The sequence below is a fragment of the Leptothoe sp. LEGE 181152 genome, from assembly GCF_032906605.1.
Classification (GTDB): Bacteria; Cyanobacteriota; Cyanobacteriia; order Phormidesmidales; family Phormidesmidaceae; genus Leptothoe; species Leptothoe turfae.
In genome coordinates this window covers 25,256-40,368 of the sequence record NZ_JASATU010000014.1, presented here as the reverse complement: position 1 = coordinate 40,368, position 15,113 = coordinate 25,256, and the positions used below count along the sequence as shown (strand labels likewise).

Sequence of the window (15,113 nt, the reverse complement as noted above, 5' to 3'; positions counted from 1 at the left end):
GGATGAAAATTAACGGTGTAGAGGCGTTACATGCACCGTCTCTACATTGTTTTTCCCCTCTGAATACGGCCTAAGGGTAAAGGCGATCGCTATCGTTATCAATAAAGTAAAGACGCCCATGGCCAGCAATGTGAGATTGAGGCTGGTCGCCTTCTGGAACAGTGATCACTCGGAATACATAGATGCCATCGAAGCGTGGATTACGCTGTGGACGTAAGCCGATGGTTACTTGTCTGCCTGGTGTAACGGGCGGATTAAATTCTACCGTTACAGCTTTGGTGTCTTCGTTGACGGAAATATTACCCAAACCTAGTTCACTTCTCTCGTCTCCGGCTGTTTCTGAAAAGGCTACGGTCTGATCTAGTCGATAGGGTTGGAGATGGCGGGTTAGATTTTGGGGCTCAATCACCACACGTTGCAAGGCGGCATCTGCATTGGCAGGCAGATCGAGGGTAAAGAAATACGTGGCATTACGACGCATGACTGAGTCGTTGGTCGTAAACGCATTGAGGAATTGAGGGGGTTGTAAAAAAGCTGTGGTGCCGTTGGCTAACTCAACAGCCTGGGCGGTGTGGGTTAATGCTATTGCTGCGATTGTGCCGATTGATAGCGCTAACCACCTAGTTTTCATGACTCAGTCCTTCAATGTTGATACCCTTATTTTGGAAAATTTTATTGGAATTGTGGGGATGGCCTGATATAACCAAGGCTGGCGATTTATGGCGGAAGCCATAATAGTGGATAGGTTCGGTGTTCCATAGGTTTGAGTATGACGATGTGTTACGGCCCTGAATTACTAGCGCCAGCAGGCACATGGGACTGTGCTAAAGCTGCAGTGGAGAATGGTGCCGATGCGATTTATTTTGGCCTGGATCGGTTTAATGCGCGGATGCGATCGCAAAATTTCACCGAAGCCGACCTGCCCGAACTCATGGCATTTCTCCACAGCCGTGGTGTGAAGGGCTACGTCACTTTTAACACGCTGATTTTTCCTGGCGAACTAGCAGCAGCAGAACGCTACCTGCGCACCATGATTTCTGCGGGGGTGGATGCGGCCATCGTTCAAGACGTGGGCATGTGCCGACTAATTCGCCATTTATCCCCTGACTTTCCGATTCATGGCTCTACCCAAATGACGGTGACCTCAGCAGCGGGGGTGGAGTTTGCCAACAATCTTGGAGCCCAGTTAGTTGTTCTTGCAAGAGAATGTTCTCTTAAAGATATTGAGAAAATACAACAACAAACAAAAGATATTGCATTGCCGCTAGAGGTGTTTGTTCATGGAGCTCTATGTGTTGCTTATTCAGGGCAATGTTTGACCAGTGAATCTCTCGGTGGACGGTCAGCCAACAGAGGTGAATGTGCCCAGGCCTGCCGTATGACCTACGATATGAAGGTTGATGGAGAACTTGTCGATCTAGGAGATAAGCAATATCTTCTCAGCCCTCAAGATCTCTCTGGACTGCCTGTGTTGCCAGATTTAATTAAGTCTGGGGTGAGCTGTTTGAAGATAGAAGGACGATTGAAGGCCCCAGAATATGTTGCCAACGTTACCCGTGTTTATCGTCAAGCATTAGACCGGGCGTTGCAGACGGTCTCTCCAGCGATCGCAACAGAAAAGGTATCTCTGAAGCTAGGTAATCGACCCATTTCCTATCAGCCAACGGCAGATGAACGCTATAACCTGGAGATGGCCTTTTCCCGGGGTCTGTATACAGGCTGGTTTCGCGGTATCAATAACCAGAAATTAGTCCATGCCCGGTTTGCTAAGAAGCGGGGAGTATACCTGGGGGATGTGGTGCGGGTGACCAGGCAGCAGGTGGAGCTACGGCCCAAGGTACCGGTTAAGGCTGGGGATGGCATTGTGTTTGACTCTGGGCATCCCGATACGGACCAAGGTGGGCGGATTTATGGGGTGGAAGATCGGGGGCGTACTGTCTGTCTGAGCTTTTCTAAGCACGGCATTGATTTGCGTCAGGTTAAACCGGGCTATAAAGTTTGGAAAACCTCTGACCCAGAGCTAGATAAGGTCCTACGCCAGAGCTACAGCGGTGAGCAGCCCCAGGTTCAGCAGCCCATTGATATCGAAGTGCATGGTGTGGAGGGAGAGCCGGTGGTTGCGATCGCCACCGATCCCCAAGGCCACATTGCCAGGGCTACATCTGCAAAGCGGCTGGAATTGGCTCGTAATCAGCCTCTGACGTCTGAAAAGTTGGTACAACAACTTTCTCGGTTAGGGAACACTCCATTTCAGTTAGGTGCTTTGACTAACTATCTGGCGGCAGGGCTGATGGTGCCAGTGAGTGAGCTGAATCGCCTACGTCGGGATTTGGTGGAGCAATTGTTGGAGCAGCGGATGCAGCCGCAGGCTTGGAAGCTGGAGGTAACGCATACCTATGGGGATTTGTTGCCGGGGGGGTTGGGGTGCGGCAGGGCAGAGCAATTGGTGGAGGCGTCGGGTGTCGGGGTTTCGGAACAATCTGCGGGTTTGTTGGGTTTTGGGGACTCAATCCAACCTACGTTACTGCCTCTTGTTCGTAATTTTGCTCAACTTCGGGCGGTTTTGGCGGCGGATATTACGACGGTTTATTGCGAGCTGGAAAACCCGGTGCGCTATCGGGACGCAGTGGCGCTTTCCCGTGAGCTGAATCCTAAGGCCCAAATCTATGTTGCTCCACCTCGGATTACCAAGCCAGGCGAACAATACATTCTCAAACAGGTGCACCAGTCGGACGCCGATGGTTACCTGGTGCGCAATTACGACCATCTAAAATTCTTTGCCCACCAGCCCTGCATCGGAGATTTTTCCCTGAATGTGGCTAATCCGATTACGGCAGATTATTTCAAGACTCGATTTGGTCTAGAACGACTGACTGCTAGCTATGACCTGAATATCTCGCAGCTACTGGACCTGCTGACTGCCACACCCGCTGATTGGTTTGACATTACGGTGCATCAGCATATGCCGATGTTCCATATGGAGCACTGTGTCTTCTGTGCGTTTCTATCTGATGGGACTGACTTTTCCAACTGTGGTCGCCCGTGCGAGAAACATGAGGTGGTACTGTGCGATCGCACGGGCACTGAGCATGTTCTCCAGGCTGATGCAGGCTGCCGAAACACTCTTTACAATGGCGTTGCCCAAACCGGTGCAGAATTTATCCCTCGCCTGATTGAGCAGGGAGCACGTCACTTTCGCATTGATTTTCTTAACGAGACACCGAACCAGGTCCAGCAGATTCTTAGCTGCTATCAACAGCTGCTAAGGGGGGACATAACTGGGCGTCAGCTTTGGCAAACCCTACAGCTATCTAACCAACTTGGTGTTACTCGGGGAACTCTGGAAAATCGCAGATCAGCATAATTTGGGTAACCGTCTCATCAGTGCCGTTGGCTGAGCGAAGTCGAAGCCAACACCCCCAGCCAGCATCTCCTTCGACTCCGCTCAGGGGACGCTTACTAATTTTGTGACTTAAACACGTTCTTATGAACGCCTTAAATTGATGTCAAGTCAGCATTGATTGTGATTTAGATCATGTTTTTGAATGCATCAAAATTGATGTATTTGATACTTTTTAGCTCTACTTTCAAAGATATCTGAATCTAATAAATAACCCCGACATTGCTGCCGGGGTGGATTACACATAGTGGGTTTCATATAAGGTGTGCCCTAAGCACATATTCAATGTAATTAATTTCTGTACCCAACACCGTAAATACCCCGTAAATTTGCTTAAAGACTGGCTAAAGTCATCTGGCTATTTGTTTTCTCTATCCTTGAAACCAATGTAGAAAGGGGGATCTACTTTTTGTTGCTTGAATATATCAAGTTTATTTTTTATTAGTCGGTGTTCAGAAATAAGTGTGTAAATTGTGACTTAGATCACCATTCTGAACGATTTTAATTAATGTTATTTATCATGTTTTACGCATTTAAATGGTGATGGATAGATAATGAATGTCATTATTTAAACCCAATAAATAACCCCGACATTGCTGCCGGGGTGGGTTACACATAAGGTGTTAAATATAGAGTGTGTTGCAATAACAAATCTAACGTAACCAATTCTTAGGCACACTACCGTAAAACCACGATAAAACTTTTTAAAGAAAACCTAAAGCCAATTTTAGTGATGGCTTTAGGCCTGTAGATCAAATTGAGAATGATCCTTTGTTTGCGTTTTTGCAATGGCTGATTCTAAAGGATGAACCGGTCTAGGGCCATTGTTAAAATGGCTGTTTTTTAATTAACCAAAGGTTCTACCATTCCAGCCCCACATTGCACCTGCAGAGTCGGCGAATTCAATGTAGGTGCGATCAGGAGGCACCCCTAGTGCGGCCTGTACCTGGGCACAAAACTCCTGGCTCATGGTTTTAGTTTTACTGCCCATGGTGCCAACACTTTTGATTTCGATGTAGCAGGTGGGAGCGGTGCTACCTCCGAAGGTCATGGGAGTGCTGGGTTGAAATGCAGTCATGACATAGGATTCAGGCTTGCCCAAATGTTTTGCCAGGCTAGCTGACAGCTGTTTGAGCATGTCTTCCACAGCGCCTTTAGAGGGGGCTTCGACGGAGGTTTGAACTTTGATTAAGGGCATGGGTATTGCAGAATAAACAATCGATGTTATTGGGGTGAAAGAGTCCTTGGTTTTGCGTTTTTAGTTCTTTGCCTCTATTGGGTATAGACCTTGCTAATTCCTTGAACTCAAAATTAAAAACTCAAAACTCAAAATTCCACTACCCTCCGTAGTTCCAGCCGGTCGTGGATAGCAACAACGCATCGCCTTCACGATGAATACCTGCGCCGATGACTTCGCCAACAAAGACGGTGTGGTCGCCATGTTCAACGGTGCTGATCACGTTGCACTCGACGTAGCCCAGGGTGTCTTTGATGATGGGGCAGCCGGTTTCAGGACCAGGGTAAAATTCGATGTCTTCAAATTTGTTGCCGACACGACGTAGGGGTTTGAAGAAGTTTTGAGCTAACTCTTTTTGGCCATCTTCTAAGATGCTGAGGGCAAAGACGCCGCTAGCTTTGATCATGGCGTGGGAGGTGGAATCGGCTTTAACGCAGTTGACAACCAACGGTGGGGCAAAGGATGCCTGCATCACCCAGCTAGCGGTAAAGCCATTGACTTCTTCGCCGTCTTTGACACCACAGATATAGAGCGCATGGGGAATTTTGCGCAGCATCGTCTTTTTGGCCTGTTCGTCGAGCATTGCATTCACCCTTTAATGTTGTGTACAACGCTTCAGTTTAAACGAATTAAATTGTTCAAAAACGGTAAATGTTTATGAGGGGATGGTTTATCTCACAACTTGGCCCATGTAGTTGCCCCAGAGCCGGGCGGCTTGTGAACTGCTGCTGTTGGTGGGGGTGTTATCGTCATTGCCCAGCCAAATGCCAGTGACTAAATCATTGTTAGGGACAAAGCCCACAAACCAAAGGTCAACGCCATCGTTAGTGGTGCCAGTTTTGCCAGCCTCGCCTAACCCTAAATAGGCGCTACGACCGGTGCCGCCATTAATGGTGCCTCGCATAAAAGAGGTCATGGTGCGAGCCGTATTGGGTCTAAGAACATCGCGATCGCGATCGGCACTGTTATCAAGGGAAAAGTCGAAAATGACCCGGCAGGTACTGGGATCATTATTATCTTCACAGTCACTGCTATCCAACACGCGCTGAATCCCGTGGGGACGATTCCAGATACCATTGTTTGCGATCGCACCCACCGATCCAGTCATTTCTAATGGTGTCACCCCACTTTGACCGAGCACCAACCCTGGTACAGGGTCTAATTCCGATTCAATACCCATGGTTTGGGCCAAGTTCACAATATTGTCTAGACCAGCCTCACGCGCGACCCGTAGGGCGACTACATTTTCTGATAGAGCAAAGCCATCGTACATATCGAGCGCACCACCACCCGAACGACACCCCTGATAAAACTGACCACCCCAGCTCATATCGTTGCAGCTAAAACTGGTGCTAGCGGGAATGCCTTGTTCTAGAGCACTGGCATAGGCAAAAATTTTGAATGTGGAACCAGGTTGTCTAACAGCTTGAGAAGCTCGATTAAACTGACTTTGGCTATAATCTACGCCGCCGACGAGGGCCTGGATTTCACCCGTGGATGCTTTCAGGGTGACCAGGGCTCCCTGGGAAAAACCATGCTGGCCACCCAGGTTGGCAATGCCTGAGCGCATGGACGTTTCTGCCTGGCTTTGTATCGCTAAATCCAGGCTAGTTTCTACATAGAAATTACCTTCTTGGGCAAAGCTGATGCCCAGAACCTGGTCTAGCTCATCAAAGATATAACTATAAAAATATGGGGCCCGAATGCTCTGGAGCTGTTCCCGTGCTTTGGGGCTAATCTCAATGCGTGAGCGACGGGCACGGCGGCCGTCTTCCTGGCTGATCATGCCGAGGGCCACCATGCGTTCAATCACACGGTTGCGGTAGTCTAGCGCGTCATTGTAGCTCTGGACGGGGTTAAAGGCATTGGGCGCGGGCAAAATGCCCACCAGGGTGGCGGCTTCCTGGATATTTAAGTCTTTGGCAGACTTATCAAAGTAAAACTGGGAGGCATCCTCAAAACCATAGAGGTTATTGCCTAAATACACTCGGTTGAGATACAGCAACATGATGTAATTTTTGCTGTAAAACGTTTCCAGCTTGAGGGCGACGATCATCTCGCGAATTTTGCGCATGGCGCTATCGTCACTGCCCACATATTCCCGATAGATGTTTCGGGCCATTTGCTGAGTCAGAGTACTAGCGCCTTCTCGAATGGTGCCGCTTCTCAGGTTGGTTTTAGCCGCTCGAGCAATGCCCCAGGGGTCCACACCCAGGTGCCAGTAATAGCGAGAATCCTCTGACGCGACTACGGCTTGAGGCAAATATTTGGAATATTCCCGCAGTTTGGTTTTTTCGATGTGCGCCTGGTTCGTGATGGGATTCAGCAGCACACGATCGCCATTTTCATTGCCAAGGATGGAGACAGGTCCCTGAACTGATTCGGGTATGGGGCGAATCGGAATTTTGGGCCATTCAAGCGCAACTACCCAAAAGACCGTCAGAGCAACACTGCCAGTGATGCCATAGAGACCGTAGCGAATGGTTTTGAGATACCAGGGTGCTGGGTTTTGAAAGCGTACCGTAACGGCATCGCTCAGCTCGTTGGGACCTAAGCTCAGCACATCGCCATCTCGGAGCTTAAAGGTTTTCAGTCGTTTTTGACCGCAGTAGGTGCCGTTGGTGGATTTTTGATCCTTGAGAACAAACGGGTTGCCAGGCTGGTTGCGATCGCGAGTCAAGGTCAAATGAGTCTGACTCACCAGTGGACTGCGCACTACAATGTCACAGTTTTTAGAACTACGCCCCAGCACATAATGATCGCCCACCAGGTCATACACCTGTCGCTGGTTGTCATAGTCCACCACCAGCTTAGGTACCCGAGCACCTGGTTTTAACGCCAGTTTGTTGAAATCTACCCGAGCCACATTCTGAATCACCTGGGTCATCGTGCCCAAGATGGTTCGAGGAGGCGTCGTCGATGAATTATGACGGGGTGGCTGAGTCATCCTTAGACGTAGAGTGTTTGAAAATGCGGATGTTCAAAATATGGGTTCACTATAACCCCTCAATCATTGACCCCTGATCTAGCTATTACAGCTACAGCTAACACACCCAGAATTGCGGATAGGAATACGGCCTATTTTAGGCCGCTTATAAAAAGGTGGCGTGATTTTCCCGTAGTTTTTGTCTAGGGACGTTTTGGTTCGTGTTTTGGTGTCAACAAAATAGCAATTAACAAACAAATAATCCCTACATTGATCCAGATGTCTGCCAGATTGAAGACCGGAAATCGGGTAATGGGAAAGGCCTGAATAAAGTCCACTACTTCCCCTGCTTTGACGCGATCAATGCCATTACCCAAGGCTCCGGCTAAGATAAATCCCCATCCGGCCCGCTCCCAGCGATCTTCAATCCGAAACAAGAGACCATAGCCAGCAATTCCAATGCTCACGATAACTGACAACCACGGCAGTATCCAACGGCAGTTTTCTCCACTGCAAATACTCCAGGCCGCACCGCGATTTAGAACGTAAGTAAAATTTAGAGCCCCCGGAATAATCGTGACCGATTCGCCCAAATTAAAGTTCTGGACAACCCAATGTTTGGTGATTTGGTCTAATAAGAGTCCGATAAAAGCAGCCACCCAAAACAGGCGATTGATCTGTTTTCTCCGTAATCTGCCCATGTTGCTATGACGGTGCTGAAGCTAGTAGAACATGATCTGACGCATACCATAGGCCAGTACTGAAACTGCACAGACTAAAATTAGCTGTCCTGGGAAAGGTGCAATCGAGTACGTGAAAATGGCCTCTATTAATGATGGCGCATTGTCGCCTGTCCACTGTAATACATAGGCTAGGGGCAAATACACCAATCCCACTGCATGAATTGTTAGTAACCCCCCTAAACAGCTTAAGGCTAGGGTTTCTAGCTTCAGGGTTTCCCAGAACGCGAGGTATCCACAAACCCATGCTGCCGGGATAAAGCCCAACAAGTAGCCAAAGCTAGGCTCCCTGAGATAGCTCAACCCACCACCCTGGGTAAATACTTGCAGATCAAAGGCCTGGAATAGAAAAAGGCCCAAGCTCAGATAGGCGACCTGGGACAACGCAGCCGCATTTTGCCCCCCCAAACAGCCGATAAGCAATACAGCTCCCACTTGAAAACTCACGCCTAAAGAAAACACCTCCACACCGTTGGCCCAACTCCAAGGCCCATTGGTAATAAAGACCTCTAGCCATGTGCCTCCAATGGTTAGAATCAAGCCGATTAACGCCCACAGCAACTCTGCCGTTGCAAACACCTACATATTCCTCACGGCGACGGTGGCTTATTTTATCGTTTGACGAGAACGTTACTTTTTCTAATCTGACTGAAAGTAGACAGCCGAGCAGGTTTTAGACTGTTTACTTAATCCTTTTATACGGCTTTCTTTAAGAACTGACATGTTTCCCACTCATCGCCCCCGCCGGTTGCGCAGCCATCCACAATTGCGCCGTATGGTTCGCGAAAATGTTGTTACCACCAGTGATTTCATCTATCCGCTATTTGCGGTTCCTGGTGAGGGCGTTGCTAATGAAGTGAAGTCCATGCCCGGTGTTTATCAGCTATCGGTGGACAAAATTGTAGAGGAATCCAAGGAAGTCTACGACCTTGGGATTCCCTCAATTATTTTGTTCGGTATCCCTGAAGGAAAAGATGATGATGCCACCGGCGCATGGCATGACTGCGGCATTGTACAGAAAGCAACAGAAGCCGTCAAAAAGGCTGTTCCCGACCTGATCGTGGCGGTAGATACCTGTCTCTGTGAATATACTCCCCACGGACACTGTGGCTATCTAGAGGTGGGAGACTTGACGGGTCGAGTGCTAAATGACCCCACGCTAGAACTGCTTAAGAAAACAGCCGTTTCCCAGGCTAATGCAGGGGCAGATATCATCGCTCCATCTGGCATGATGGACGGCTTTGTAGGAGCTATCCGCTCAGGGCTTGATGATGCCAGCTTTGAGAATATTCCGATTATGTCCTATGCCGCCAAGTATGCATCGTCTTACTATGGCCCATTCCGGGATGTGGCTGAATCTGCCCCCCAATTTGGCGATCGCCGCACGTATCAAATGGATCCAGCTAACGGTAAAGAAGCGATCAAGGAAATTGAGCTAGATATTGCCGAAGGCGCTGACATGCTGATGGTGAAGCCAGCCCTTGCCTACATGGATATCATTTGGCGCGTCAAAGAAGCGAGCAATTTACCGGTAGCTGCTTACAATGTCTCTGGAGAATACTCCATGGTCAAAGCAGCAGCTTTAAATGGCTGGGTAGATGAAGAAAAGCTGGTAATGGAGACCATGATGAGCTTTAAGCGCTCTGGGGCTGACTTAATTCTGTCTTACCACGCTAAGGATGTTGCTCGTTGGTTAAAGGGGCAATAGAATGCGTTTTTCCAGCGTCATTGGTCTTAAGCCTGGTAGTTAGGCTGGCTGCGGCATTGAATACATAGAACCTAACCAGGATGACAAAACCTGATGCAGGCGTAACAATAATTAACGAACATCTCCGGTGGAGGTGTTCGTTATTTTTTGACTCTTTTTAGCCCACCTACTTGTTTTAGCCCTTGAGCACCTCTTCAGACGCTGTTTCCCATTCCCATGATGCCAATGGCCATGGCCATGCCGCCCACGGCCACACCCATAGTGAGGAATCTCTAAAACGCATTGTTAACCGCCTATCTCGTATAGAGGGGCATGTGCGTGGCATCAAGACAATGGTTTATGAAGGTAGACCTTGTCCAGATGTATTAGTACAAGTTGCTGCGGTGCGAGGAGCCCTTGATCGGGTGGCACGCCTCATTCTGGACGAACATCTGAGTGAATGCATCAGCCGTGCAGTCACTGAAGGCAATATTGAAGCTGAGCTGACTGAATTGAAAGCAGCCCTTGATCGCTTTTTTGATTAGGGGGTATGGACCTATATTTGGCTAATCATTCTGTAACCAGACTGCAATTAAATTTTCAGAAACCTTTGGCCTAAATTTCAAAAGATTTCGAAATGCTACAAAAAAGACACGTTGACACATTGTCATGAATCCTATGCAGAAATAGGTTTTTAGCTTTTTGGGGCCAAAAATCACTGTGGCTTGCCTGACTTCTGCGTAAAAAAATGTAATGTATTGGCTCATCAAAACGGTCTACGGTAGCAATTGTGGCGATGTCCCTATTTCCCAAACAGGCTTGATAGATACGTTTTGGAGACGTTGTTAACTCTATAAAGCCGTTCAAACTCGTTTAGCTCGTCGTCCTACGCGTACGGCGGACGATATTAAATTCATTTAACGTCGAGATATTTAGTATGAGCAGCAATTTAGCCGAGAAGCTCAAGAAAGGTACGCAGAAAGCGCACACAATGGCCGAGAATGTGGGCTTTGTTCGTTGCTTTTTGCGTGGCGTTGTTGAGAAGAAGTCCTACCGTAAGCTAGTGGCTAACTTCTACTATGTGTACGCTGCAATGGAAGAAGAGTTGGAGCGCCACAAGGATCATCCGGTAGTTTCAGCGGTCTACTACCCTGAGCTATACCGTAAAGAAACCCTTGAGACTGATTTAGCTTACTACTACGGTCCTAACTGGCAAGAGCAAGTTTCTATTTCTCCAGTGGGTCAATCTTATGTTGATCGGATTCGTGAAATTTCTAACGAGTCACCTGAATTGCTTGTAGGTCATTCATATACTCGCTATCTAGGTGATCTATCGGGTGGCCAGATCCTTAAGAGCATTGCCCAACGTGCCATGAACTTGGCGGATGATGAAGGTGTAGCGTTTTACGAATTTCCCACGATTCCCGATGAGGGCGCGTTTAAGAATAAGTACCGCAGCACTATTGATGCCGCCCCTGTTGATGAGGCGATGGCTGATCGCATTGTAGAGGAAGCTAACGATGCTTTTGGGATCAACATGCGTTTATTCCAAGAGCTTGAGGGTAACTTGGTTAAAGCTATTGGTCAGATGCTGTTTAATAGTTTGACTCGCGGTCGTCGTCGGGGCAGCACTGAACTAGTTGCAGCTGAATAGAGTTGATTGCTTATTAAGCTAATCAAGTTCTCAATTGCTTAGAAAATGGGCAGTATTCCTCCAGGAATACTGCCCATTTTCGTTTTAAGCTCTACAGTTGCTTGACTAAAACTTCCTATCAATTTAAAAAGTCGCTATCAGATATTTTTGAGGGCTTGTTCTTTGGAAAGTGCTCCTGTAGCATGAGGCTCAATTTATAAACTGCAAATCAGCTATTCTTAGTTTTACTTTGGGATGGTTTTGGCAGAAATAGTCAGGCAGGCTGGCTGTAATTTTACATTGAGTGCCAAAAAATACTTGATAAGTTGACCTTTTCTGCTATTTTTTGGTGGAGCGTGGGCAGGTTTGTTCTGTCTGTGTTCGGATCTGTGGTTTGCTTATGGAAGCCTGTAGATCTTTATTTGAATGTGGGTAACCACAGTGCGTTTTGAGTGATCATCGCTCTGGCGCATGGGGCGACGCTTAAAGTGAGGAGTAAACGAGTGGGTTTTGCCGTTAGGGCTGATCGAGATAAGAGTAATAGCGTTAAGAGCTCTAAGAAGCGAAATCTGGTATTACTGCATCCCGTCAATAAGACAGCTTCATCCTCGGTGGCGAGATATCCTTTTAAGGCTGCCGCGAATTCGGGTGCTCCGTCTGTGGCAGCAGTGCCCAATGAGGTGCACGCGCCTGCTGAGGTCAAGCAACTGCCTAGAGCGCCTCGGCTGCCGCTCGGCCTCAAAATTTTAGTGGGAGTGCAGCAGGGGTCTACTGTTCTGACCGGTGGCTTAGTTGCAACGGCCTTAGTGGTCTATAGCTGGACAGTTTATTTAGATAAAACCGTATCTCGTTCATTTCAGCGTTTGGAAACGCTCAAGGCCTCGATCCAACAGGTCACTACTGCCAATGCAACGTTGAAAAATAATATGGCTGAGCAGGCTGAGTCTCCCTCTGCTGGGTTTAAGCCGTTTGAGCCTAAGCGTGCTATCTTCTTGTCACCTGCTCCGGCGCGTCCATCAGTTGAGCCCTCTGTTGAGCCTGAAGCTCCTTCTCCCATGCCCCATCCCCTGGGTTATTAGGTCAGTGAGGTCTTTTGATGTGAGCGCCTTCTGTATGCTTATTGTGCTCGCCTAATATCTATGGTTACGCAGCCATCTAGTCCGGAGCGCCGTCCGTTTAGTCGTCGTCGCCCTCGTCATACGTCTTCACCACGATTTCGCCTTGTCACGGTCTGGGCCTTTATGGTGTTGGTGATGTTTGGCCTAAGTGCGCGTCTTGCTCGGTTGCAGTTAGTGGTTGGTGACCAACTTAAGCTCCAGGCTGAGCAACAGCGACAAAATGTACCCCAGGTTCCTCGGGCATCACGACGTCCGATAGTGGACCGTCAGGGGAATGTGTTGGCGGTGGATCGGATTGTTTATACCATCTATGCTCACCCCATGCTGTTTAGTCGCTCTCGCCAGGAGATGGCTGAAACCTTGGGAAGCGCCCTGGGTCAACCCCAAGATACGTTGCTGCAGCGTTTTCAAGAGCAGGAAACGGGTATTCAGGTTGCTGTAGATGTTTCAGAAGAGCTGACCAAGCGTATTCGTGATCTACGGTTAGATGGTTTGGAATTGTTGCCTAGTCAGCAGCGCTTTTATCCACAGCAAACATTGATGTCTCAGCTGGTGGGGTATATCAATTTGGAAGGGCAACCCCAGGCTGGCTTGGAGTACATGCTGCAGGATCGGCTGCTGTATAAGCTGGATAATGTGCCATTGCCCCATACGCCGAAACAGTTGCCTAATCGTGATGGGCTCAGGCTACAGCTGACTGTGGATAGTCGTTTGCAGCGCATTGCTCAGCGAAATTTAGAGGCAACTGTCCGTCAATATGGGGCCAAGCGGGGGGCCTTAATTGTGATGGATAGCCGTAATGGGGCTGTGTTGTCGTTGGCTGTGACGCCCACCTATGACCCTAATCGCTACTATGAGGCGAATGTTGCGCAGTTTAGGAATTGGGTGATCAGCGATCTGTATGAACCGGGCTCAACTTTTAAGCCTATCAATGTTGCGATCGCACTCGAAGAAGGCTTAATTGCTCCTGGTGACTACGTCTATGACGAAGGTCGTCTGCAATATGACCGATGGACGATTCAAAATGTTGATTATCAAGCCGTGGGAGGACGGGGATCCATCACCATCACTGATGTTTTGCGCCATTCCAGCAATGTGGGCATGGTTCACATTATGGAGCGGTTAAAACGCTCGACGTACTACGACTGGCTGGCACAATTAGGGTTAGGGAATGCAACGGGCATTGAGCTTCCTGCCGAGGCCACCGCCCAGCTCAAAAGTCGCTCTCAGTTTGTTAACAGTGAAGTGGAAGCTGCAACCACGTCCTTTGGCCAAGGATTTTCTCTCAATCCGATGCAGTTGGTACAGCTCCATGCTGCTTTGGCCAATGGCGGTGAGTTGGTAACACCCCATTTGGTCAGGGGGCTGATTGACCAGGAAGGAAACCCCACGTGGCAGCCTCAGCGACCACCTGCCAAACAAGTGTTTTCTAAAGACACGACCCAGGCAGTCCTCCAAATGATGGAGGCCGTTGTGGAATCTGGGTCTGGTAAAACGGCTCGCATCGCCAACTATAGGCTAGCGGGTAAGACAGGGACTGCCCAAAAAGCCAATGAATATGGTGAATATGGCGATGGTCGCATCGTTAGCTTTGTGGGCATTGTGCCAGGGGAGAATCCCCGCTATGTGGTGCTGGCTGTGATCGATGAACCTCTGGGTGAAGATGCCTATGGTTCAACGGTAACTGCGCCCCTGGTTAAGTCGGTAGTTGAGTCTCTTGTGGTGATGGCGGGTGTTCCTCCTTCAAGGCACGCGGAGTAAATAGGATCTTTTCTAACTCACGGGTGGCTCGTTCAAGGTTGTCGTTGACGATTTGTATATCAAACTCTTCAGCAGCTTCAATTTCAACGTTGGCCCGCGCCAGACGTTTTGCGATCGCATCTTCCGAATCTTGACCCCGCTGACGAATGCGATCTTCTAGTTCCTGGAGGCTGGGGGGCAAGACAAAAATCTGCTGTGCTTCTGGTAGCGTGGCGCGCACCTGACGGGCCCCTTCCAACTCAATTTCTAAAATCACCACATTGCCATGGGAAATCATCGCTTCTAAGGGTTGACGCGGGGTGCCATAAAAATTACCCGCAAATTCAGCCCATTCCAGTAGTTGATTTTGTTCAACCATGGCTTTAAATTCCGGGCGTGAAACAAAGTAATAATGTTTACCATGCTCCTCACCTGGACGAGGTTGGCGAGTGGTTGCTGAAATCGATAGCTGAATGTCCGGATGATGCTTGAGCAACTGGCGTAGTAACGTTCCCTTGCCCACGCCACTGGGGCCTGTAAAGACAATCAGTTGCCCTACGGTTGGAGACGTAACAACGATTTCTGAACTCAAGGGAACTGATATTGAAGGCATAACTTACAGAAAAAACTAC

General features: G+C 48.7%; 13 protein-coding genes. 6 read left to right on the top strand and 7 right to left on the bottom strand.

Translation table 11 applies throughout. From position 1 onward, the window contains the following. Positions 1-70 precede the first annotated feature (70 nt). Positions 71-631 (bottom strand): DUF2808 domain-containing protein, encoded by a 561-nt coding sequence (locus tag QGP82_RS07330; protein WP_163667073.1) that lies wholly within the window; start codon positions 629-631, stop codon positions 71-73. A 138-nt stretch (positions 632-769) separates the two neighbouring features. Between QGP82_RS07330 and QGP82_RS07325 the strand changes: the two genes are divergently transcribed. Then, positions 770-3,364 (top strand): U32 family peptidase, encoded by a 2,595-nt coding sequence (locus QGP82_RS07325; protein ID WP_499058104.1) that lies wholly within the window; start codon positions 770-772, stop codon positions 3,362-3,364. Positions 3,365-4,247: 883 nt separating this feature from the next. On the opposite strand, the gene QGP82_RS07320 is transcribed toward QGP82_RS07325, so the two are convergent. From QGP82_RS07320 to QGP82_RS07300, 5 genes are all read right to left on the bottom strand, one after another. Further along, positions 4,248-4,598 (bottom strand): phenylpyruvate tautomerase MIF-related protein, encoded by a 351-nt coding sequence (locus QGP82_RS07320; RefSeq protein ID WP_163667067.1) that lies wholly within the window; start codon positions 4,596-4,598, stop codon positions 4,248-4,250. A 139-nt stretch (positions 4,599-4,737) separates the two neighbouring features. Then, positions 4,738-5,220, bottom strand: a complete 483-nt coding sequence (locus tag QGP82_RS07315; protein WP_163667065.1) for a flavin reductase family protein — start codon at positions 5,218-5,220, stop codon at positions 4,738-4,740. A gap of 87 nt (positions 5,221-5,307) precedes the next feature. After that, a complete protein-coding gene (locus QGP82_RS07310; RefSeq protein WP_163667062.1) occupies positions 5,308-7,584 on the bottom strand; it encodes a transglycosylase domain-containing protein in 2,277 nt (758 codons plus the stop codon). A gap of 182 nt (positions 7,585-7,766) precedes the next feature. Continuing rightward, positions 7,767-8,264, bottom strand: a complete 498-nt coding sequence (lspA, locus tag QGP82_RS07305; RefSeq protein ID WP_163698498.1) for a signal peptidase II — start codon at positions 8,262-8,264, stop codon at positions 7,767-7,769. Between the two features lie 21 nt (positions 8,265-8,285). Then, positions 8,286-8,882, bottom strand: coding sequence for a biotin transporter BioY (locus tag QGP82_RS07300; RefSeq protein WP_006517867.1), 597 nt, complete (start codon positions 8,880-8,882; stop codon positions 8,286-8,288). Between the two features lie 142 nt (positions 8,883-9,024). On the opposite strand from QGP82_RS07300, the gene hemB reads away from it, so the two are divergent. The 5 genes from hemB to QGP82_RS07275 all read left to right on the top strand — a co-directional run bounded on the left by hemB (position 9,025) and on the right by QGP82_RS07275 (position 14,502). Continuing rightward, positions 9,025-10,011, top strand: a complete 987-nt coding sequence (hemB, locus tag QGP82_RS07295) for a porphobilinogen synthase (RefSeq protein WP_499058100.1) — start codon at positions 9,025-9,027, stop codon at positions 10,009-10,011. Positions 10,012-10,193: 182 nt separating this feature from the next. Next, entirely contained in the window at positions 10,194-10,535 is a 342-nt protein-coding gene (locus QGP82_RS07290; protein ID WP_006517865.1) for a metal-sensing transcriptional repressor, read from the top strand. A gap of 392 nt (positions 10,536-10,927) precedes the next feature. Further along, complete coding sequence (locus tag QGP82_RS07285) at positions 10,928-11,644, top strand: biliverdin-producing heme oxygenase (protein WP_163667056.1); 717 nt, start codon at positions 10,928-10,930, stop codon at positions 11,642-11,644. A gap of 482 nt (positions 11,645-12,126) precedes the next feature. After that, positions 12,127-12,702: a hypothetical protein gene (locus QGP82_RS07280; protein ID WP_163667054.1), complete on the top strand. Its 576-nt coding sequence runs from the start codon at positions 12,127-12,129 to the stop codon at positions 12,700-12,702. Positions 12,703-12,762: 60 nt separating this feature from the next. Then, complete coding sequence (locus tag QGP82_RS07275; protein WP_163667052.1) at positions 12,763-14,502, top strand: peptidoglycan D,D-transpeptidase FtsI family protein; 1,740 nt, start codon at positions 12,763-12,765, stop codon at positions 14,500-14,502. Here the strand turns inward: QGP82_RS07275 and gmk are convergent. After that, positions 14,438-15,094: a guanylate kinase gene (gmk, locus tag QGP82_RS07270; protein ID WP_163667050.1), complete on the bottom strand. Its 657-nt coding sequence runs from the start codon at positions 15,092-15,094 to the stop codon at positions 14,438-14,440. The two genes, QGP82_RS07275 and gmk, sit on opposite strands and share 65 nt — an antisense overlap. Positions 15,095-15,113: the final 19 nt, after the last annotated feature.